The organism is Flavobacterium rhizosphaerae (assembly GCF_046000445.1).
In the GTDB taxonomy this organism is placed as follows: Bacteria; Bacteroidota; Bacteroidia; order Flavobacteriales; family Flavobacteriaceae; genus Flavobacterium; species Flavobacterium rhizosphaerae.
The window spans coordinates 98,404-119,435 of the sequence record NZ_JBELPZ010000005.1 but is presented as its reverse complement, the minus strand read 5'-3'; the positions used below and the strand labels follow the sequence as shown (position 1 = coordinate 119,435).

At 41.0% G+C, this 21,032-nt stretch carries 17 protein-coding genes; 8 read left to right on the top strand and 9 right to left on the bottom strand.

Going from position 1 to position 21,032, the window contains the following annotated elements; genetic code table 11:
* Positions 1–117: 117 nt before the first annotated feature.
* Positions 118–483, top strand: a complete 366-nt coding sequence (locus tag ABS766_RS07100) for a winged helix-turn-helix transcriptional regulator (protein ID WP_408084437.1) — start codon at positions 118–120, stop codon at positions 481–483.
* A 2-nt stretch (positions 484–485) separates the two neighbouring features.
* Here ABS766_RS07100 and ABS766_RS07095 read toward each other — a convergent pair whose 3' ends face one another.
* From ABS766_RS07095 to ABS766_RS07075, 5 genes are all read right to left on the bottom strand, one after another.
* Positions 486–1,574: a fatty acid desaturase family protein gene (locus ABS766_RS07095; protein ID WP_408084436.1), complete on the bottom strand. Its 1,089-nt coding sequence runs from the start codon at positions 1,572–1,574 to the stop codon at positions 486–488.
* Positions 1,575–1,737: 163 nt separating this feature from the next.
* Positions 1,738–2,385 carry a ligase-associated DNA damage response endonuclease PdeM gene (pdeM, locus tag ABS766_RS07090; protein ID WP_408084435.1) on the bottom strand — a complete coding sequence of 216 codons (648 nt, stop codon included), beginning with the start codon at positions 2,383–2,385 and terminating at the stop codon, positions 1,738–1,740.
* Between the two features lie 75 nt (positions 2,386–2,460).
* Positions 2,461–4,920 (bottom strand): ligase-associated DNA damage response DEXH box helicase, encoded by a 2,460-nt coding sequence (locus ABS766_RS07085; protein WP_408084434.1) that lies wholly within the window; start codon positions 4,918–4,920, stop codon positions 2,461–2,463.
* Between the two features lie 94 nt (positions 4,921–5,014).
* The gene (locus ABS766_RS07080; protein ID WP_408084433.1) at positions 5,015–6,619 is read right to left on the bottom strand and encodes an ATP-dependent DNA ligase; all 1,605 of its coding nucleotides are present in this window, start codon (positions 6,617–6,619) and stop codon (positions 5,015–5,017) included.
* Complete coding sequence (locus ABS766_RS07075; protein ID WP_408084432.1) at positions 6,616–7,653, bottom strand: ligase-associated DNA damage response exonuclease; 1,038 nt, start codon at positions 7,651–7,653, stop codon at positions 6,616–6,618. The genes ABS766_RS07080 and ABS766_RS07075 overlap by 4 nt, the downstream gene beginning before the upstream one ends.
* A gap of 334 nt (positions 7,654–7,987) precedes the next feature.
* Here ABS766_RS07075 and ABS766_RS07070 point away from each other — a divergent pair, with 334 nt between their 5' ends.
* Together ABS766_RS07070 and ABS766_RS07065 are read left to right on the top strand one after the other, a co-directional pair.
* Positions 7,988–8,761 (top strand): HNH endonuclease, encoded by a 774-nt coding sequence (locus ABS766_RS07070; protein WP_408084431.1) that lies wholly within the window; start codon positions 7,988–7,990, stop codon positions 8,759–8,761.
* A gap of 4 nt (positions 8,762–8,765) precedes the next feature.
* Entirely contained in the window at positions 8,766–9,071 is a 306-nt protein-coding gene (locus ABS766_RS07065; RefSeq protein WP_408084430.1) for a hypothetical protein, read from the top strand.
* Here the strand turns inward: ABS766_RS07065 and ABS766_RS07060 are convergent, their stop codons facing one another.
* Complete coding sequence (locus tag ABS766_RS07060; RefSeq protein ID WP_408084429.1) at positions 9,072–9,311, bottom strand: hypothetical protein; 240 nt, start codon at positions 9,309–9,311, stop codon at positions 9,072–9,074. It lies immediately after the preceding gene.
* A 234-nt stretch (positions 9,312–9,545) separates the two neighbouring features.
* Between ABS766_RS07060 and ABS766_RS07055 the strand changes: the two genes are divergently transcribed.
* Positions 9,546–10,901, top strand: a complete 1,356-nt coding sequence (locus ABS766_RS07055; protein WP_408084428.1) for an ammonium transporter — start codon at positions 9,546–9,548, stop codon at positions 10,899–10,901.
* Positions 10,902–10,991: 90 nt separating this feature from the next.
* On the opposite strand, the gene ABS766_RS07050 is transcribed toward ABS766_RS07055, so the two are convergent.
* Together ABS766_RS07050 and ABS766_RS07045 are read right to left on the bottom strand one after the other, a co-directional pair.
* Positions 10,992–12,929 (bottom strand): T9SS type A sorting domain-containing protein, encoded by a 1,938-nt coding sequence (locus ABS766_RS07050; protein WP_408084427.1) that lies wholly within the window; start codon positions 12,927–12,929, stop codon positions 10,992–10,994.
* Positions 12,930–12,956: 27 nt separating this feature from the next.
* Positions 12,957–14,033: a hypothetical protein gene (locus tag ABS766_RS07045; RefSeq protein WP_408084426.1), complete on the bottom strand. Its 1,077-nt coding sequence runs from the start codon at positions 14,031–14,033 to the stop codon at positions 12,957–12,959.
* Between the two features lie 128 nt (positions 14,034–14,161).
* Between ABS766_RS07045 and ABS766_RS07040 the strand changes: the two genes are divergently transcribed.
* On the top strand, positions 14,162–14,647 hold the full coding sequence (locus ABS766_RS07040) for a nuclear transport factor 2 family protein (RefSeq protein ID WP_408084425.1): 486 nt from the start codon (positions 14,162–14,164) through the stop codon (positions 14,645–14,647).
* 1 nt (position 14,648) lies between these two features.
* On the opposite strand, the gene ABS766_RS07035 is transcribed toward ABS766_RS07040, so the two are convergent.
* A complete protein-coding gene (locus ABS766_RS07035; RefSeq protein ID WP_408084424.1) occupies positions 14,649–15,611 on the bottom strand; it encodes an L-threonine 3-dehydrogenase in 963 nt (320 codons plus the stop codon).
* A gap of 226 nt (positions 15,612–15,837) precedes the next feature.
* Between ABS766_RS07035 and ABS766_RS07030 the strand changes: the two genes are divergently transcribed.
* The 3 genes from ABS766_RS07030 to ABS766_RS07020 are packed head-to-tail and all read left to right on the top strand — an operon-like array spanning position 15,838 to position 20,869.
* The gene (locus ABS766_RS07030; protein ID WP_408084423.1) at positions 15,838–16,512 is read left to right on the top strand and encodes a hypothetical protein; all 675 of its coding nucleotides are present in this window, start codon (positions 15,838–15,840) and stop codon (positions 16,510–16,512) included.
* Entirely contained in the window at positions 16,509–19,868 is a 3,360-nt protein-coding gene (gene mfd, locus ABS766_RS07025; RefSeq protein WP_408084422.1) for a transcription-repair coupling factor, read from the top strand. Before ABS766_RS07030 ends, mfd begins: the two co-directional genes overlap by 4 nt.
* A 26-nt stretch (positions 19,869–19,894) precedes the next feature.
* Positions 19,895–20,869, top strand: a complete 975-nt coding sequence (locus ABS766_RS07020; RefSeq protein ID WP_408084421.1) for a hypothetical protein — start codon at positions 19,895–19,897, stop codon at positions 20,867–20,869.
* The last annotated feature ends 163 nt before the right edge of the window (positions 20,870–21,032 follow it).

Here is a 21,032-nt window from a genome sequence, read left to right as displayed (position 1 = left end):
CCTAAAAAATAATTTTCTGTTAGTATTTTCAAGACAAAATTACGTACTTTAGCTTACTAAAAGTTAGTAGTATACTTAAGGTAAGTAGTTACCTTAGCGTAACCTGATATTATAATTATGGAAAAGAAAGCCGTTATCCATTTAAATACACAACAATGCCAGGCACAGCTTAACAATGTAGGCGATGCCGTATATGTTATTGGCGGCAAGTGGAGGCTGCGAATTATACTTGCATTACGCGAGGGACACACCCGTTTTAATGAATTGCAACGCGCCATACAAGGCATCTCTGCCAAGGTGTTGAGCAATGAGCTCAGGGAACTGGAACTAAATGGATTTGTTGAGCGAAAGGTAGACACAGGAACACCCGTTATAGTAACTTATGAGCCTACCGAATATACGCAAACATTAAACGAGGTAATGCGAACGCTTGCTGAATGGGGTGCCATGCACCGGGAAAAGCTGCGTGAAGAAGCAAGGTAAAATTATAGTGTAGCCGCCTGAACTGAGAATTTTTTCAATACCCTGTAATGCGATTTTAGGGCTGCAAAAAAGGTAGGGCTTTCTATATAGGGCAGGTTGAATTCGTGCGCAGTCTGTTTTACTATTTCACCAATTTTAGCATAATGTATATGGCAAACCTTGGGGAAAAGATGATGCTCTATCTGGCGGTTTAGCCCTCCCAGAAAAAATGCTGCTATGGGGCAGCTTGAAGAAAAATTAGCTGTGGTACGCATTTGATGCTCTGCCCAGGCTTCTTCCATATTACCACTACTGTCCGGTAACGGAAAATCGGTACCCTCTACCACATGTGCCAGCTGAAAAACCAACCCCATGGTTAAGCCCTGGGTAACCTGCAATACTAAAAAGCCAATAATAAACTGCCACCAGGTAATATTGAGTACAAGTAATGGCAATATAATAAATAAAAAGTAGTATATCCCTTTATGAAAAAACAGGTTAAAATACTCTTTTTTAGGATGTTTACTAACCGTTTGCCCAACTTTTGGCTGAAAAAACTTTTTGTAATCTTTACGGAAAACCCAAGACAACGAGGCCAGGCCGTATAGCGGAAACGCATAAAAATGCTGGTAACGCTGTATTTTATTTGCGGGTTCCTCCTCTGAAAGGCGTATTAAACCCGGTGCAATTTCAATATCTTCATCATGCCCGGCAATATTAGTATACGTATGGTGCACTACATTGTGGGTTATACTCCACACATAAGGGCTGGCACCCAAAAGGTTAAACAGGTAACCAAACGCTTTGTTTACCCCTTTATTAGATGACAATGAGCCGTGAATAGCATCATGGCATATATTAAACCCAACAAAGGCACTAAACATACCCAGTAGGGCGGTTAAGGGCAGCATAACCCAAACGGTAAAAATGTTGGAAATGATAAGCCCGTAAAGCGTAAAAAAAATCCCGAGGAAAAAAACCACTTTTAGCCACATATAGCTGTTGGCATTACGGCTGTTTTCTGAGTCCTGAAAATATTCGTCTACCCGCTTTCGGGTTGTGGCGAAAAATTTTGATCGGGATGCATTATTAAATTTCAATTTTGTATTCATAAATAAAAAAAATAAAGGATAAGTGTAACTTAAATTCACTATCCAGTGTTGTTTATGAATAATGTATTGAGGTCAACAAAAAAGTTATTATAAAGTAATATACGCATTATAACTCAAAAAGAGTACCAATAGTGCCTATTTTACCAAATATTTATAATATTAGCTATTTACCTGCAACAGTAACTTCTATAACATCGTCTTTCAAAATAGCATAAATCATGCTTTCTTCGGTGGGCTCCATAACATAAGTACCTGTAAACTCACCAAATGCGGGCAATATCAGCTGGCTGCCGGACCTGAAATAGCACGGTAACTTAACTGACTGCCGCCCGAGACCTGTTAGCCTAACCGCTGGGTGTATGTGCCCACACAAGTTAAAAAACCCTTCCCGTTTTTCAGGATAATGAGTAAGCAAAAAACCACCTGTTTGCCATTCACTTACTATCTGAATGTTAATATCATGATATTTTGCCGGGTTGATGATATCATGGTTCCCTGCTACAAGAACTATGGGCTTGTTGGTTTTTACCACCCAATCATGAAACAGTTGCCATTCGTTATTAATATCACTATGGAACAGGTCGCCCAGAAAGCAGATGCCTTCGGGTTGAAAATACTCCACCACCTCATCTAATTTTATAAAGTTTTTGTGAATGACCGCACCGGGTATGGCTGCCCCAAACTTACGGAAGTGGCTTACCTTACCTAAATGGGCATCGCTAATAAGCAGCAACCGTTTTTGCACCCAGTACATAGTGCCGGAGCAATGAAGTATAAAATTGTTGTTATTGAGGGAGATTTCGAGAGTCATGCATCCTGTAACATTCCTGCAAAGATACTATGTAAGTTGAGAATTTTAAAATAGCAAATTTATAATGGCTGAAGTTTACTTCATATAATTCGCCGTCATTTTTTTAATACGCTCGGCAAGGGTTTCTGAAGATAGTTTTTCCCGTAGCCTGTCGGTAATGATTGGGAAACTGAACGGTGTGGGTTTTTCGCATTGTTTCCATACCACTTCCTGCCGCTCTATGCGCTCTAATGCCATGAGCAAACGGCCTTCTTCCAACTGGTGTTCAAAGGTTTCGCGGTAGGCCTGTTGAAACAACAGGTTGTCGGGCTCATAATCGCGGAACACCTCAAAAATAAGCTGGCTGCTGCTTTGCAGGTGTTTTGTTTTTACAATTTTGCCCGGGTAACCTGTAAATACCAACCCGGCAATTACAGCAATATCCCGGAATTTTCGGCGGGCCATTTCGGTGGCATTAAGGCTCTGTTGCAGGTCGGCGTGCAGGTGGCGGGGCGTAAAAAGGTCGTTATCCAAAACCATTTGCATATCAATCTCCTGGTCGCTCAGCAGTTCAAAACCATAATCGTTATACGCCAGTGAAAAAGTTATGGGCGATAGCAGGCTGATGCGGTAGGCCATAAGGCTGGCAAGCGCCTCATGCACATAGCGCCCCTCAAACGGATAAAAAATGGCGTGGTAGCCCTCACGGGTTTTAAAAGTTTCTATTAGGAACTGGTTATCATCAGGCACTATGCTTTCTTTACGCTGGCGCGTAAAGACGGGATTTAACGCTTTCAATTCCGGATTTTTTTCAGGGGTGTTGGCTGTATATAGTTCTTCCCGCAACAATTCACTCATTTGTGCCGAAAGCGTCATACGCCCCCCCATCCAGCTTGCGTGTACGGCTTTGGCACCGGGAGCGGCACGGCGCACTAATGCCTCCATATTTTTAACGCGGACTAGCTCCAGTTTTCTGCCTGCAAAAATAAATACATCGCCCGGTTTCAGTTTAGATATAAACCATTCTTCTATACTGCCCAGGTAACCGCCGCCAAAAAACTTTACACTCATTACCGCATCGCCCACAATGGTGCCCATCTGCATACGGTGGCGCAGCGCTATTGCCCGGCTGTTTACCTTAAATTTGCCGTCTTCCTCAATTTCCACCTTCTTATATTCATCATACGCCTGCAGGCTCTGGCTGCCCTTGGAGATGAAATTAAGGCAAAACTGCCAGTCATCCTCAGTCATCGCCTGAAAACAAAAGGTACTTTTAACTTCCTTAAAAATAGCTGCGGGGTAAAACCCATCACTTACAGCAAGGGTAACCAGGTACTGTACCAAAACATCCCAGCTGTTAAGGTAAGGTATACGGTCTTCAACCACGGTTTCCTGTACGGCACGGCGCAATGCAGAAGCTTCTACCAACTCTATGGCATGGGTGGCAAGAAAATATACATTGCTCTCCTGCCCCGGGCGGTGCCCGCTACGGCCGGCACGCTGCAAAAAACGGGCTACTCCTTTGGGGCCGCCTACCTGTATTACCGTTTCTACCGGGGCAAAATCTACCCCAAGGTCCAGGCTGCTGGTACATACTACTGCCTTTAAGCGTTCCTCACGTATGGCCTGCTCTACCCAAAGGCGCGTTTCTTTGGCAATACTGCCGTGGTGCATGGCTATCTCCCCGGCAAACTCCGGATGCTTGTCCAGCAACGCCTGATACCAGATTTCGCATGCGCTGCGCACATTGGTAAAAACCAAGGTTGTTTTGCTTTTTTTGATGATATCGGCAACCTCATCTACCAGGTGCAGCCCCATATGCCCCCGCCAGGGGTAGGCATCCATCTTTTCAGGGATAATAGAGTGTACATTTATTTTTTTATTGATATGCGCCCTGATTAGGGTGCTGTTTTGCAAGGCTTCTGATTCCGGGCCAAGCAGTACTTCCATAGCCTGTTGCAGGTTGCCTATAGTGGCAGAAATACCCCAGATACGCATTTTTGGCGTTATGGTTTTGAGCCTGCTTAATGCCAGTTCTACCTGAACGCCACGCTTGGTTCCCAATAGTTCATGCCACTCATCTATTATAATAGCGCGGCAGGATTTAAACATTTTAGGATAGTCTTTTGATGCCAGCATTAACTGCATGCTTTCCGGGGTAGTAATGAGCAGGTCGGGCATCTTTTTTTTCTGCTTAGTACGCTCTGAAGAAGAAGTATCTCCGGTACGTATGCCTACCGTAAGGTGTGTTTGAAGGTCGTCTGCCACGCGCTCTGCGGCCTGCTTAATTTCTACCGAAAGTGCCCGCAGGGGTGTTATCCAGATGGCTTTTAAACCCGGTTTATGTTTGGTTTTGTAATCGGGGTTACTTTTTATATAATCGAGAACAATGGGCATCCAGAGGGCATACGTTTTCCCGCTGCCTGTGGGGGCATTGAGAAGGCCGTGTTTGCCCTGTAAAAAGGCTGTCCACGTCTGGGTCTGGAACGGGAACGGTTTCCACCCCTTACCCTCAAACCAGCCGCTTGCTATGCTGAATAATTGTTCTCTGTTCATACTTTATGTTTCAAGTCTCAAGTTTCAGGTTTAAAGTTTAATGTTATTTGTCTCTTTGTTACTTTACAACTTTCGACTTTATGACTTTATAAACTTATTTAGGTATCATTGCTTTTAAATCATCTATGGTGTTGGCTTCTTCTATGGTTTTGTCGGTGCGCCAACGCAAAATACGCGGAAAGCGTGTTGCCACCCCGCTTTTATGCCTGTTGGAAAATGCTATGCCTTCAAAGCCGATTTCAAAAACCAGTTTGGGTGTTACGCTGCGTACAGGGCCAAAACGCTCTAACGTATTTTTTTTTATATAATCATCAACCATACGGAATTCTGCATCGGTTAAGCCGGAATAAGCCTTTGCAAAGGTTACCAGTTCTTTTTCGCCCTTATCGTTGGTTTGCCAGAGGGCAAACGTATAATCGGTGAACAGGTTGGCGCGGCGCCCACTACCGCGCATGGCATAGGTAAGTACGGCATCTATACTAAACGGGTCGAGTTTCCACTTCCACCAGTCCCCTTTTTTACGCCCAACACCGTAAACCGAATCGTTTCGCTTAAACATCAGCCCCTCACTGCGCAATTCGCGTGCTTTTTCTTTTTCATGCAGGGCGTGCTGCCAGGTATCTAACTGAATACGCTCTGAAAGCTGTAGTGGTAAATCATTCCCTTTTACCTGCTCAAAAAGCTGTTCAAGAATTTTTCGCCTTTCTGCATACGGCAGGTTACGGATGTCTTTCCCCTCCCACTCTAATATATCATAGGCCCGTATGATCACCGGTGTTTTCTTTAAAAGTGCAGGTGTAACGGTCTTCCGCCCGATACGCGTTTGTAAATCGTTAAACGAACCTATATTGTTTTTTACCCAGGGGAGTATTTCACCGTCAATCACGGTGCCGTTTGGAATAACCCGGAGGAAACTTTCAAATTCCGGATATTTATCGGTAACCAGTTCTTCGCCCCGGCTCCACACAAAAAGTTCATCATTACGTATAATTGTCTGGCTGCGGATGCCATCCCACTTGTGTTCGGCGCTCCAGTCTTTAACATCGCCCAAATCTGCAGGTTCACCTTCAATGGCGTAAGCAAGGTAAAACGGGTACGGCCGGGAATAATTGAAGTCTTCCTTATCATCCAGTACCAGTTTTTCAAAGCTTACAGCCGAGGGATCCCAATCGCCCATAAGTTTATAGGCCAATATATCTTCTTCAACCCCGGTAGCTTTGCTAAGGGCGCGTGTCATTAACTTTTGGCTTACCCCGATGCGGAAACTGCCTGTTATGAGTTTGGTAAACACAAACCGCTCATAATAATTGAGGCTAAGCCAATTGTTGTGGAGGTAGGCCTTTTTTTCTTCTTCGGTTTTCTTCTTCAGTATAATCATCTCTTCCACAAACTCGGTAAGGCTTTTATCACTTTCGTCGGTTGAATTAGGAATGATGAGCGCAATGGTTTCGGCAAGGTCGCCCACAATATGGTAACTGTCTTCAAACAGCCATAGGGGGATATTAGCCAGTTCTGCAGCCCAGAGGCGCAACAGGTTGGTATTAACGGGGCGTGGCGGCCTGCGGTGCGAAAGTATGGCAATAGTCCACACCTTATCGTCATCGTTCGCCTGCCGGAAATACTCCGTAAGCGCTTCTACCTTTACGTTGGTTTTATTGCTGCTGTCTAAGGTCTTTATGAGTTCTGAAAATAATTTCATAGCCCTCCTTCCTCCGGAACTTCTCCCGGTTCTTTGGTTTCTGTATCGCCCTCATCGCCTTCATATTGCGTATGCTCGGTACGGGCATCATAGCCCAGTTCCCGCAAATAAGTACTGAAGATATCACTATAGCCGTGGGTACAGATTATTTTTTCTGCGCCGGTGGCCTGTATGCTTTCCAGCAGCCCCTGCCAGTCGCAATGATCGCTCAGCACAAAACCTTTATCTATAGCGCGCCTGCGCCGTGCGCCGCGAAATGCCATCCACCCACTTGCCGAACCCGTTACATAGGGGGTTAGCTTCTTTATCCAGGGCGAACCATGTGCGCTGGGCGGCGCCAGCACCATGCTGCCTTTCAGGTCTTCTTTTTTAATATCGGAGGTAATGCGTATCGTTTCGGGCATATCTACCATAGGGCGGATTACTTCTGTCATGTTATCAACCGCCCCGTGTGTGTAAATTTTACCGATGGAAGGGTCTAAATGCTTCAGCAGCCGTTGTGCCTTACCGAGTGTATAGCCAAAAAGCACCGAGGTAAACCCATCGGCGCGGTTTTGGGCCCACCAGTTGTTTACATCGGCCATTACCTCTGCCTGCGGAAGCCATTTAAAGCAGGGCAGCCCAAAGGTATTTTCGGTTATAAACGTGTGGCATTTTACTACTTCGTAAGGTGTGGCAAGTCCGTCATCTTCGGTCTTATAATCGCCTGTAAACACCCATACTTCGCCTTTGTATTCTACACGCACCTGTGCGCTGCCTACAATATGCCCGGCAGGGTGAAAGCTGAACTTTACGCCATTAATGGTAAAGGTTTCGCCCCATTCTTTACCGGAAACATTTATTTCGCCCAACCTGTGTGTTATGATGGGTATATTGAGGTGGTGGGTTATATAACTACCATGGCCCCAGCGGGAATGGTCACTATGCCCGTGGGTGATAATAGCCTTGGGCACCGCACGCCATGGATCTAAATATACATCGGCGCGGGCGCAGTAAATGCCTTTATCGTTAAAAGCCAGCAGGGGCTGTTTCATAATGCTACGGTTTGCAGCTTAAAAGTAGTAATTGCGGATTTTTTTTGAAAATGGTTTGTGGGAAGTTTAACGGTTGTTGGAAGTAAATGTGTTGATAACTCGAAGGCTCGCGCGTACAATTGTAGGCTGTGTAATTATAAAACCTGTTTTAATTTCGTTTTATGATTGATTACGCAAAAGTTTATACTTATTCTGACCAACCAACTGTATGCCCGCTATGTGGAGCAAGAACTGATATCATTTTAGATTTAGCTCATACAAAGTGGGAAACTCAGGTTCATATTTGTAAAAGTTGTAGCTTTGAATTTGTCATTCAAACCTACCAAGATATCTCATGAGTACAAAACAAAGACTTTGGATAAGAGAAGAATATATTTTAGCTTTTAACTTATATCTTAAAATAGAGTTTGGTAAAACACACACTGGAAATCCTAAAATAATTGAACTTGCAGAATTAATTGGAAGGACACCTGCCTCTATAGTAATGCGCTTAGGCAATTTTGCCAGTATTGATCCTTACCATCAAAATAGAGGTGTAGGCGGTCTTAAAAATGCAGGTGTTCAAACACAATTAATATGGGATGAATTTTTCAACAATCAAGAAGAGTTGGTTTTTTTGAGCGAGCAAATACTGGCAGAAAAAGAACACCAAACTATTGAGCAAAAATATAATGATGTATTGTGGGATTTGAAGGACTTAAAAGGTGAAACAAAAATACGAGCCATTAAAACACGTGTTAATCAATCTTTTTTCAGACAAATGGTATTAACCAATTATAAATCAAAATGCGGGTTAACAGGAATTGATGTTCCCGATTTATTGTTTGCAAGTCATATTAAGCCTTGGGCAACTGATGAAAAAGAGCGATTAAATCCTGAAAACGGAATTTGCTTATCTGCGCTATATGACCGCGCTTTTGATAAGGGTTATTTAGCATTTGACGATAATTACAAAGTTTTAATTTCTCAGAGCCTGAAAAGTAATATTGATAAAGAATATTATCCTAAATACTTTGCGCCCATTGAAAATAAGTCTTTGCCAAGAGAAATTAAATATCCACCTAAAAAAGAGTTTTTAGAATTTCACCGTGATGTAATTTTTAAATAGTACTATGCCCAACATCAAACTAAATTACCTTTATCGGGATGCAAGCAATTATAAGCAATATGGGAGTGTAGTATTTGCTAATACAAACAATATTGCTGCTAAAACCATCAACAATATTATTAAATCAAATTTAATTGATGGTGAATTTTTTGTAGCGGAGGCTTGGGAGATACCTGTTTTATATTTTGATAATATTATCGATGCTGACCATAATTGGCATGAGTTTCAAAATATAGAAGTTACAGCGGAAATGCCGTATTCAAATTTAGAAATTGAAAACTTGCTAAATAAAATTTTAGTAGTGGAGTAACTACTCTATACCAATCCTGAGTTTGTTTAAGGTGAATGCCTCAATAGTGTCATGATAATCTACCTCATCCCAGTCGGTATCATCATGTATGGCTTCAAACTCACGTGCCCACCGGATGAACTCGGCAATATCCTGCCGGGAGTCGCCACTAAAAAAACCGCGTTGCCCACAAAGGTACGCCACATCAGCAAGCGTTTCAAATAGCCTGTTATCTTCAATAGTGTAGGGTAAATCGTTCATAGCTAATGGTTTTAAAACATTAAATCCCTTTAGCAAAAGTGCAAAATTTTGTGTTTGCATTATAATTTTCAATCTGATTTTTTTAGTAATTCCGCTTATATAACTATCTTGTAAGAGTAAAACTTCTTTTTAATATTACTTAATTATTTAAAATTTACCAACCCCTTAATTTTTAAGAGGGCAAACGTACAGTTAACATAATTTTTATATTTTTGACCCCATAAATTAAAGGGTATGAACGAAAAAAAAATAGAAAAGCGCTGGATTGTTGCTTTTGTCATTACTGCTATAGTAGCCGTTACCGGGCTTTTTTGGGAACATAAAACCATTAACGGCTCTAATGCCGATTTTAATGCTACCGATACTATATCTTATGCCGACGTTGCATGGTTGCTTACGGCTGCCTGCCTGGTATTGCTTATGACGCCCGGCCTCTCCTTTTTTTACGGAGGTATGGTGGGCAAAAAAAATGTAATCTCTACCATGTTAAAGAGTTTCATCTGCCTGGGTGTAATTAGTATATTATGGGTTGCGGTGGGCTTTAGCCTTTCGTTTGGCGATCCTATAGGTCCTACTATTAACGGCGTACATTATGGAATAATTGGTAACCCTGCCGATTTTGCCTTTTTTGATTATGTAGACCAGCATCCACATTCGGCTATGGCCAGCACTATACCTTTTGTATTGTTTGCCTTGTTCCAGATGAAATTTGCCGTGATTACCCCGGCGCTTATTACCGGCGCCCTGGCAGAACGCATCAGGTTTATATCCTTTTTATTATTCATTTGTTTATTTTCAATTTTTATATACGCACCCCTTTGCCATATGGTTTGGCATCCTGACGGACTATTGGGCGCTTACTTTGGCGTAAAAGATTTTGCGGGGGGTACGGTGGTACATATGAGTGCCGGTTTTGCCGCCCTTGCCGGTGTAATGGTATTAGGCAAACGTAAAAACCTGGAGCATATACCTACTAATATTCCGTTTGTGCTGTTGGGCACCGGGCTGCTTTGGTTTGGCTGGTTTGGGTTTAATGCAGGTTCGGCGCTTGCGGCCAACAGTACGGCTGCCATGGCTTTTGCCACTACTACTATAGCATCGGCTTCGGCTATGCTTACCTGGGCGTTTTTCGACCGTATTAACGGCAGAAAGGTGTCGGCGCTAGGTTGTTGTATCGGTGCCGTGGTTGGGCTTGTAGCCATTACCCCTGCTGCGGGTTTTGTAAGCATACCAAAAAGTATATTCTTCGGGTTTATTGCTGCTATAGTGTCTAACCTTATGGTAAACTGGAAACGCCTGAAACGTATAGACGACACCCTTGATGTTTTTGCCTGCCACGGTGTGGGCGGTATTATGGGGATGATACTTACCGCTATTTTTGCCGAGGTAGAAGGCGGGAGCCTTTTATACGGTGGTTGGGAGGTTTTTGGTCACCACATGATGGCACTGATATTGGTTGCTGCATTCTCGTTCTTCGGGGCTTTGCTACTGTATAAAATAACTAATTTATTTATTCCCCTAAGGGTTTCGGAAGAGTCTGAAGCTATGGGACTAGATATGTCGCAACATAACGAGAGTATTGGGCTGTAGGTTTTAAGTTATAGTTGTTAGTTTTAGCCTAAAAAATAAATAAAAGGCGGCTCATGTGAGCCGCCTTTGTTATAGTTACTAATTTATGAATTAGTTTTTGATGAGTTTAACCGTTGTTGTTTTTCCATCAGTTGTACTTACCGTGAGAAGATAAATTCCTTTTTGGTAAGTATTCATATCGAGTTTGTAGCTCTCATTATTACATGAAGCAGAATAAATCTGTTTACCGTCTATACCATAAAGACTTATCTGTTGTAAGACTAAACCTTGCCCACCAATAGTCACAAAATCATTGGTTGGGTTAGGGTAAATAGATATTTCAGACAATAAAAAGTCAACAGGTATTAAATCAACTTTAACATCCGAGTTATCTGGCTGCGTATTAGGATTTACAACTCTTTTTACATAATTTCCAGAGCATCCTTCAATATAAAACCTATTGTCTGAACCTAATGCGGCATAAAAACCATCTGTCAATACAATTTCTGTACCTGCATGGTAAATAGCCTGCGATGTATTATCAATAACTTTATTACTGTTAATACATATTTCTGCTTCTTGCTGATCTAAAGAAGAAGATAAAACATCTGCTGATATATCAATACAATCAGGGCACGGGTCGCAATCTTCAAAGGTTATATCAGGACCTGCATTTGCTGAAGTATCTTCAATGGTATAACTGGTATTGCTAATTGAAAATGTTGCTATTGCTTGATATTCATATACACCCGAAGGGCTTCCTCCAAAATCAATTTCATTAATATTAAAGCAGAATTGATTTCCTGTTATTACAGGATTATTAATTATTGTTGGATTTATAGGCATACCATTTTGTAGTATTTTTAATTCAATAGATGTTAATATACCATATTCAACAGGATCTGTATTGATTGTATGAGGTGGTGCAAATGAACCACAAATATTAATTGGAAAAGTAGGGCAATTTATAATCTCGGGGGTATTTATTTCTAAATCAACACCTCCATAAGCACAACCATCACCATTACCAACACATATATCATCAATATATACTGTACCATAGTGAGCACCCGCACCACAATCAGTAATAATAAATTGTAATATAGCTAGCTCTCCTTCTTCTATTTCCCCGGTGTTTAAACTTGCACATTGCCAACCAGTATATAATAATGGGGCATTATATACACCATTATGTTTTAACAAATTACCCGCATTATTAAATAAAGTTGAGTTAAGCACACTAGAGATTATACAATTCTGGTCTATAACTTGATTATCGGAAGCTCTAATTAGCCTAGCAATAAAGTGTGGTTGATCAATGCTATCATGGTTTGTGGGGTTTTCAACAATTAATGAAAAAGAGTAGCTTATATCTGTACTGCTGACATAGAATAATTTACTCATTGTTGTTCCTGTATAGCCAGCCGATACATTGTTATAATCATCATTAAGTTTAACTGCATAATTACCAATATTTACTCTTGGAATATGAATACCATGCGATTCTAACAAAATATCATTTCCTGCAGAAATATTTGGATCATTATTAACTAGTGTAGCTTTACTTGAGGGATTATTTATTGTAGAAGATGATGAAAAATAAGTCCAGTTATTATTTGTCAAATCACAGTCAATCTCTAAATTAAAATCACTCAAAACATCATATTTAAAATCATAATAATTTGTATTTCCATCTTCAAAACCTCCATTATCGCATATATAAGGTACTGCCAAACGTGAGGAAGAATATTCTGTTTCAGGATTTTCTTCAAAATAAAGCTTTCTCAACTCATGCTCTTTTACTATTTCAAGCAAATGTAAAAAATCATCCTCCATCCCACTATTATGTCCATGCAGCTTTTCCTCTTCAAAATCGGCTCTCAATGCCTGCACTTTGGCAGACGTTAATTTATACTTATTAAAATTTTTTTCAATGAATTGCTCGATTTCTTTCTCCTTCGCTCTATCTGCCGTCACTTTGTCTTGTTGAGAATAAACTTTAAGCCCATACAATAGCAAAAAGGTTATAATTAAACATACGTTTTTCATAATTGTATAATTTAGGTTAAACGTATATTACTTTTTAGTAGCTACCAACGCTTTTACAGCCGCCTTCAGTTCTTCTATCTCTTTTTGTTGTGCATCAAGTTGTTTTTGCTGTGCCTCAAGCTGTTTGTTTTGAGCAATAGTATATAGTGTAAGTTCTTCAATTTTTTCCTGTTGTATCTTTGCCATTTCACCTACTTCAATACCGTTTTCTTTAACTTCTTTAGCAGATGGCACATTTGGCAAATGCCCGTTTTGTGCAATGTATTGCTCCACCTCAGTAAGTGTAGGCAGTTTATAATCTTTAGCAAAAACATAGTCTGCCCAAGCCCAACTGCTGTTAAGTGCCACTCTTACTTCAGTAGCTAAAACACCACCATTTACAAAGAGCTGGTAATCGCTAAGATCTGTAGTACCAACAGTTGAAGGGAAGCCATTTGAAGTAGCGGAAACATTATTAATATCAAAATTTACACCTACTTTATTAGTGTCGAAATCACCATAAATTATAGGGAAATTATCACTTTCATTATCAACTAGTAATTTATTACTAACACTTGGTAATATATTGTAGTTAAAGTTGAAGCCCGCTCTATACCCTATAAAAATGTTATTAGAACCTTCATTATAAAATCCCGAATTTGAGCCTAAATACACATTTTTACTCCCATTTTCATTTTTATTGCCAGCACCTCTCCCATAAAAAGCATTAGCATTTCCCCCAGTCGTGCTTTCTCCGGCTATAAGGCCTGTAAGAGTATTTGAATTTCCTGTTGTTAAAAAAGTTCCTGCTCTATGACCCATAATTACATTGCTGCTTCCAGAAGTAATTGAATATCCAGTCATATAGCCAAAAAAACTATTGTCTTTAGCAGTAGAACCACTTACACTTACCCCTGACGAGTGTCCAATTGCGGTATTACCTAAATTTGACAGATTTTGACCCGCATTTGTACCATAAAATGCTGAATGTTGACCTGCAACGGAGCCTGCGTCATAGCCATAACTAGTCAATCCATTTGTTGCAACATTAGTCACAGTCTGCCCATTAGACAATACAATCCCGCCAAGCAGCATAGCCGCTGCAAATAATTTTTTTGTTTTCATGAATAATTGATTTAAATTGGTTTTTAATGACGTACAAGTTAACGTTTTTTAACAAACAATCTATTACTAAATATAATTATGTTTAAAAATTTATATTATCGTTACACTGCAATTTCCATCATTATATCATGTTTGATGTTTATAATTCTGCTACTATTTTTCGCACAGCACAAAACGATACTAAAGCCATAAACACATTACTGGACAACTGGCACAAGGCGGCAGCGAACGCCGATTTTGATATGTACTTTGATGCTATAGCAGAGGATGGTTATTTTATTGGTACTGATGCTACCGAAAAATGGGATAAGGCAGCATTTGTGGCCTATGCCAAACCGCATTTTAATAAGGGTAAGGCATGGACATTTACACCGGTGCAACGCGATATCTATTTTAGTAAAGATGGTAAAGTGGCCTGGTTTGATGAACTACTGGACACACGGATGAAAATTTGCCGTGGCAGCGGTGTTTTAGAAAAACAAAAAGGTGATTGGAAAATAAAGCACTATGTACTCTCTATGACGGTGCCTAACCAAGCCAGTAAAGAGGTAATACCTCTTAAAGCGCATTATGAAGATGCGCTGATTGAAAAACTACATAAGGCGAAGCAATAGCTTATCGTACTTCCTTTTTAAGATTTTTAGTATTTAAATGCATCAGCATGTCGGCTGTCATGGCCTCTAAATTAAACTCATGCTGCCAGCCCCAATCGTTACGCGCCGGAGTGTCATCTATACTTTCGGGCCAGCTGTCGGCTATTTTCTGGCGAAAATCTGGCTCATACGCAATCGTAAAATCAGGCAGCTGTTTTTTTATGGCTCCGGCAATTTCAGCCGGGGTAAAATCCATTGCAGAAAGGTTATAAGATGAGTGTATTTTAATCTGCTCCTTTGGTGCCTGCATAATCTCTACAGTAGCCCGTATAGCATCATCCATATACATCATGGGCAGGCGGGTATCCTCTTTTAAAAAGCATGTATAAGCATCTTCTTTCAGGGCTTTGTGGTAAATATCCACCGCATAATCTGTGGTGCCGCCACCGGGGGGCGTACTCCAGCTTATAAGGCCGGGATATCGTATACTGCGCACATCTACACCATAAGCATTATGATAATATTCGCACCAGCGCTCACCGCTCTGTTTGGATATTCCGTAAACGGTACTGGGTTCCATTACGGTTGTCTGCGGCGTATTTTTTTTAGGGGTAGTAGGGCCAAAAACAGCAATACTACTGGGCCAGAAAATCTTTTCTATTTTTTCTGCTTTGGCCAGGTTAAGCACATGAAAAAGCGAATTCATATTAAGGTCCCAGGCAAAGGCAGGATTTTTTTCTGCCGTGGCGCTAAGTAGTGCCGCCATAAGGTACACTTCTTTTATCGCATGCTTTTCTATCAGGTTTTCCACCTGGTTAAAATCGAGCGCGTTTACCACTTCAAAAGGACCTGAGTTTACAAACGCAGGGTCGCCCTTGCGTACATCAGATGCTATAATGGCCTCTTTACCATAAAGGCTGCGCAGTTTTTTTGTAAGTTCGGTGCCAATTTGCCCGCAGGCGCCTATAATAAGTGCTCTGGCCATTTTAGTTGTGTGTTTAAAGCTGCAAATATAATAGTTTACAATTATCAAATTAACAGCCGTACCCCATGAAACTAATATTTTTTTATGGAATTACCTAAAATTCCTTTTTTATTGAGAAAAATCTTTAATTACAGGCAACTATATAATGATATGGTTTATTTTGCATAATGCTAACCTAAACATTGGCCGGGTATTTGTAAATTTGTCCTGCAATCAGTAAAAGACAATGAAGTATTTCAAAATATTATTACTAATATGCTTCGGCCTAACTTTATGGAGCTGTGAAGATAACGAAGCACAGCGTATCGCCGATGTACAGAAAGCTGAACAGGTTAACGATTCTATTTTAAAAGCTATAAATGCACACTGGGAGTTTAATATACCTCCGGCTTCGCAAAAAGTTGCCGATAAACTAATGGGGTGGAATCAATGGCAGCAGTTTATCAGCGAAATGGAGCAACGGCCCAACAATTCACTTTCAGGCTACAGGCAAAAAGCTAAAAATTTGGTTGCCAGCGCTGAAGAACTAAATAAAGACATCCCCCCTTTTTTTAATAAACCTTCGGTACGCAGCCGTATTACGGTACTCAATACCCGGGTAAAATCACTCTACACCTATATTACCATAGCTGTTATACCGCAGGAGCGGGTTATAAAACTAATAGGCGAGATAAGCCATGATACCGCCGAGCTGGAGCGGCAGATGGATGAAATGGTACGCCTTAGCGAAATACCGAAAGAACAGGGTGAGGAAGAAATGCTGCGGGCGCTGGATACCGTGCGCCTTGCTAACCCCGATGCCATATCTACACAAAACCAGGGAGCTGCAAAACCAAAAAGTACTATAAAAAACAAGCCTGCCTCTCCCGGGCACGGCGCAGGATATATTGAAACCTATTGAAAACAGAAGTTACCAACATATACGCCAAATCGGCCAAAGTAAAACAGATAGCGCAGGCATTGCAACAGCGCGAAAACAAAATACAGGTAAAGGGCCTTATAGGTTCGGCATTATCTTTTGTTATAGATCCGCTTTTTAAAGAGAGTGGGCTGCCTTTTCTTTTTATATTGAAGGACAAGGAAGAGGCCGCTTATTACCTTAACGACCTTGAAGCGCTTATCAATAAAGATGATGTGCTGTTTTATCCCGGCAGTTACCGCCGCCCCTACCAGATTGAGGAAACCGATAATGCCAGCGTACTTTTGCGTGCTGAGGCACTTAACCGCATTAATTCCCGAAAAAAACCGGCTGTTATTGTTACCTACCCCGAGGCACTTTTTGAAAAAGTGGTTACCCGCCAGGAACTGGACAAAAACACCCTGAAAATAGCCGTTAATGAACAGGTGAGCATAGACTTTATAAATGAGGTACTGTTTGAATACCAGTTCCGCAGGGTAGATTTTGTTACTGAACCGGGTGAGTTTAGTGTGCGTGGGGGTATTGTAGATGTATATTCTTTCAGCAATGATAACCCTTACCGTATAGAGTTTTTTGGCAATGAGGTAGACTCCATCCGTTCTTTTGATGTGGAAACGCAGCTGTCGCTTGAAAAAAAGAATAAAGTTGCCATTATCCCCAATATTGAAAATAAATTCCTGAATGAAACACGCGAGAGTTTCCTGGAATACATTAACGAAAAAACGGTTCTTTTAATACAAAATACCGATGCCCTGCTGGCACAGCTCGATGTGCTTTTCGGCAAGGCTAATGAGGCTTTTGATAAGCTCAGCAAAGAAATAAAGCATGCCTCTCCCGAAGAACTTTTTGTAAACCAGCAGGCTTTTGTAAAAAAAGCGCTTGACTTTACCATTGCAGAGCTGGGCAATACGGCGGTTTTTAAAACCAAACAGGTTTTTGAGTTCCACATGCAGCCACAGCCCTCATTCAACAAGCAGTTTGACCTGCTGCTGAATAACCTGAGCGACAACCAAAGTAACGGCTATAAAAATTATATTTTTTGCGCGGGGGAATCTCAGGCTAACCGTTTTCATGACATTTTCGAGAGCCTTGATGAGGCCAGCCACGAAGATGTGCGCCGCAATTATAAAACATTGGTTTTCCCGATTTACGAAGGGTTTATTGATGAAGAAAACCAGATTGCCTGCTATACCGACCACCAGATATTTGAGCGCTACCATAAATTCAGTATCAAAAACGGGTACAGCAAAAAACAGACTATTACCCTTAAAGAGCTTAACTCGCTTTCGGTAGGCGATTATGTTACCCACATAGACCACGGTATAGGTAAATTTGGCGGGCTGCAGAAAATTGAGGTTGAAGGTAAAATGCAGGAAGCCATAAAGTTGGTATATGCTGATAATGACATCGTGTATGTAAGCATTCACTCGCTGCATAAAATATCTAAATACAACGGTAAAGATGGCGCCCCGCCAAAAATATACAAGCTGGGCAGTGCCGCCTGGAAAAACCTTAAAAACAAAACCAAGGCACGCGTTAAGCACATTGCCTTTAACCTTATACAGCTGTATGCCAAGCGCAGGCTGGAAAAAGGCTTTCAGCACGCGCCGGATAGCTATTTACAGGCCGAACTGGAATCGTCCTTCATTTATGAAGACACACCCGACCAGATTACCGCCACACGCGATGTAAAGGCAGATATGGAAAGCGAACGCCCTATGGACCGCCTGGTGTGCGGCGATGTAGGCTTCGGGAAAACAGAGGTAGCCATACGTGCCGCCTTTAAGGCAGTAGATAACGGCAAACAGGTAGCCATACTGGTACCTACAACTATACTCGCCTTTCAGCACTACCGTACGTTTAGGGAGCGTTTAAAAGACATGCCGGTAACTATTGACTACGTGAACCGTTTTCGCACCGCGAAACAAAAGTCGGAAACCCTAAAAAACCTTGCCGAAGGCAAGCTGGACATCATTATTGGCACGCACCAGCTTACCAACAAAAATGTGCAGTTTAAAAACCTGGGGCTTTTAATTGTAGATGAGGAGCAAAAATTCGGCGTAAATGTAAAAGATAAGCTCAAAACCATATCCGAAAACGTAGATACGCTTACGCTGACTGCAACGCCTATTCCGCGTACACTGCAGTTTTCGCTCATGGCTGCACGCGACCTTTCGGTTATTACTACACCGCCTCCCAACCGCTATCCTATAGAAACGCAGGTTATCGGGTTTAATGAGGAAATTATACGCGATGCCGTATCGTATGAGATACAGCGTGGCGGGCAGGTATTTTTCATTAACAATCGCATAGAAAACATTAAAGAAGTTGCCGGTATGATTCAGCGCCTGGTACCCCACGCCAAAGTTGGAGTGGGCCATGGGCAGATGGATGGCAAAAAACTGGAAGACCTGATGCTGGCCTTTATGGATGGCGAATTTGATGTGCTGGTGGCTACTACCATTATTGAGAGCGGACTGGATGTGCCTAATGCCAATACCATTTTTATTAATAATGCCAATAACTTCGGGCTGAGCGACCTGCACCAGATGCGGGGACGCGTGGGACGGAGCAACAAAAAGGCATTTTGCTATTACATAGCCCCGCCATACAGCGCCATGACCGAGGATGCCCGTAAGCGCCTGCAGGCGCTGGAGCAGTTCAGCGATTTGGGCAGCGGGTTTAACATTGCCATGAAAGACCTTGAAATACGTGGGGCGGGCGACCTGTTAGGGGGTGAGCAGAGTGGTTTTATCAACGAAATTGGCTTTGAGACCTACCAAAAAATTATGAATGAGGCGATTGATGAGCTGAAAGAAAACGAGTTTAAGGACTTGTATGAAGAAGTGGATGCCGGCACAGAGAAAGACTACGTTAAAGACATACAGATAGATACCGATTTTGAGCTGCTCTTCCCCGATGAGTATGTGAATAATATTACCGAAAGGCTGAACCTGTATAACGAATTGGGCGCCCTGAAAACCGAGGAAGAACTACAGGCGTATGAGGCCAAACTGGTTGACCGTTTCGGGCCATTGCCCACCCCGGCGCAGGCGTTGCTTACCAGTATGCGCATAAAGTGGCTTGCCGCCAGAATGGGTATAGAAAAACTGGTACTGAAACAGGGCAAAATGGTAGGCTATTTTGTGAGCGACCAGCAAAGCGCCTACTACCAGAGCGGTGCCTTCCACAGGGTGTTGCAGTTTGTACAACGTAACCCGAGCCTGGGCCGTATGAAAGAAAAACAAACCAAAAACGGCCTGCGCCTGCTGCTGACTTTTGAAAATGTAAAAACAGTTAAAAAAGCACTGGAGTTACTGGAGCGGGTTTTTGAGTAGGAATTAGACATTGAAATGCTTAAAATATGAACTACAATGAGCATTATAGTAATATTAAATCTGTATTTCAAGAATTAGATTTAGTTAAAGAATCAGAGTTTAGTCTATTCAAGGACTCTATATCTGCTCAGGAAATCATTAATTTATGTATTCAACTATCTGAAAATGCATCAAAAAAACTAAATATTAATTTAAACTTTGGGGTTGTATATAGCCAGAAATTCAATGCTTGTGCAAAAACTAAAAATAATTCTGCTGTAATTATTTTTAATTTAGGTCTTATAGATAAACAGGAAGCTATAAGTTCTGACTCTGCAGAAATTTTTGCTAGCTTATCATTTCAAAGCAATAATCAAAATAGTCTGAATGCAATAGTAAAAAGCTGTTGCATTACATATCTTTTTTATCATGAACTTGCACATGTGCTCCATTTATTGAAATTTAACTCAAATTCTGAGTTTAGTTTACAGGAAAAATATTCTAATGAAGAATGTTTTGAAATTAGAAATCATATTTATGAAATTGATGCTGACCGTTTTGGTGCATCAATGGCTGCACATTTGTTACTTGAAAAAATTATGAATTCAGATTATAAATTTGAGACAATGTTGTTATTTAACACATTGACATTGTTATTATTCTCTATAGGAAATACTATTATTGAATTTTCAGGAAATCAATTCCAAAATATTTATTATAAAGAAAATAGTCATCCACATCCATATATAAGAATTGTTATGTGTAATGAGCAAATTCTTTCTTTCTTTCATAAAAATATAAATGCTTCTAGTCAATTACTTGAACTAGCACTACAAAGAGCAGGAAATATGATAAAACAAATTACTTACAGTGATGGACGAAAAGTAGATTATGAAAAGTTGTTTTCTACAAATGAACAAGAAATATCAAACTACATTGATGAAATTGAGAATTTATATGATAATTATACAGAGCTCACAAAACATAAAGCTCAACAAATTTTCAATTCCTTATCCAATTGAAAACTATTTTGTGAGCATCTTGCCCATGCCTTCAAAGATACAAGTACGAGCGTGACGCTCGCACCAGCCATTGGTAGCCGTGTCTGGCTCGTAATAACAGATTGCTGATATTTACTTTCTATTAATTTTTTTAATAGGTTTATACATTCCCCAGAGAAAATCT

Coding starts and splice junctions, on each gene's coding strand:
- ABS766_RS07070 (WP_408084431.1), top strand. CDS start 7,988: ATGAGTACAAAACAAAGACTTTGGATAAGAGAAGAATATATTTTAGCT.
- ABS766_RS07080 (WP_408084433.1), bottom strand. CDS start 6,619: ATGAAATTATTTTCAGAACTCATAAAGACCTTAGACAGCAGCAATAAA.
- ABS766_RS07035 (WP_408084424.1), bottom strand. CDS start 15,611: ATGGCCAGAGCACTTATTATAGGCGCCTGCGGGCAAATTGGCACCGAA.
- pdeM (WP_408084435.1), bottom strand. CDS start 2,385: ATGACTCTCGAAATCTCCCTCAATAACAACAATTTTATACTTCATTGC.
- ABS766_RS07060 (WP_408084429.1), bottom strand. CDS start 9,311: ATGAACGATTTACCCTACACTATTGAAGATAACAGGCTATTTGAAACG.
- ABS766_RS07030 (WP_408084423.1), top strand. CDS start 15,838: ATGAAGTATTTCAAAATATTATTACTAATATGCTTCGGCCTAACTTTA.
- ABS766_RS07020 (WP_408084421.1), top strand. CDS start 19,895: ATGAACTACAATGAGCATTATAGTAATATTAAATCTGTATTTCAAGAA.
- ABS766_RS07085 (WP_408084434.1), bottom strand. CDS start 4,920: ATGAACAGAGAACAATTATTCAGCATAGCAAGCGGCTGGTTTGAGGGT.
- ABS766_RS07100 (WP_408084437.1), top strand. CDS start 118: ATGGAAAAGAAAGCCGTTATCCATTTAAATACACAACAATGCCAGGCA.
- ABS766_RS07065 (WP_408084430.1), top strand. CDS start 8,766: ATGCCCAACATCAAACTAAATTACCTTTATCGGGATGCAAGCAATTAT.
- ABS766_RS07075 (WP_408084432.1), bottom strand. CDS start 7,653: ATGAAACAGCCCCTGCTGGCTTTTAACGATAAAGGCATTTACTGCGCC.
- ABS766_RS07055 (WP_408084428.1), top strand. CDS start 9,546: ATGAACGAAAAAAAAATAGAAAAGCGCTGGATTGTTGCTTTTGTCATT.
- ABS766_RS07045 (WP_408084426.1), bottom strand. CDS start 14,033: ATGAAAACAAAAAAATTATTTGCAGCGGCTATGCTGCTTGGCGGGATT.
- ABS766_RS07050 (WP_408084427.1), bottom strand. CDS start 12,929: ATGAAAAACGTATGTTTAATTATAACCTTTTTGCTATTGTATGGGCTT.
- ABS766_RS07095 (WP_408084436.1), bottom strand. CDS start 1,574: ATGAATACAAAATTGAAATTTAATAATGCATCCCGATCAAAATTTTTC.
- ABS766_RS07040 (WP_408084425.1), top strand. CDS start 14,162: ATGTTTGATGTTTATAATTCTGCTACTATTTTTCGCACAGCACAAAAC.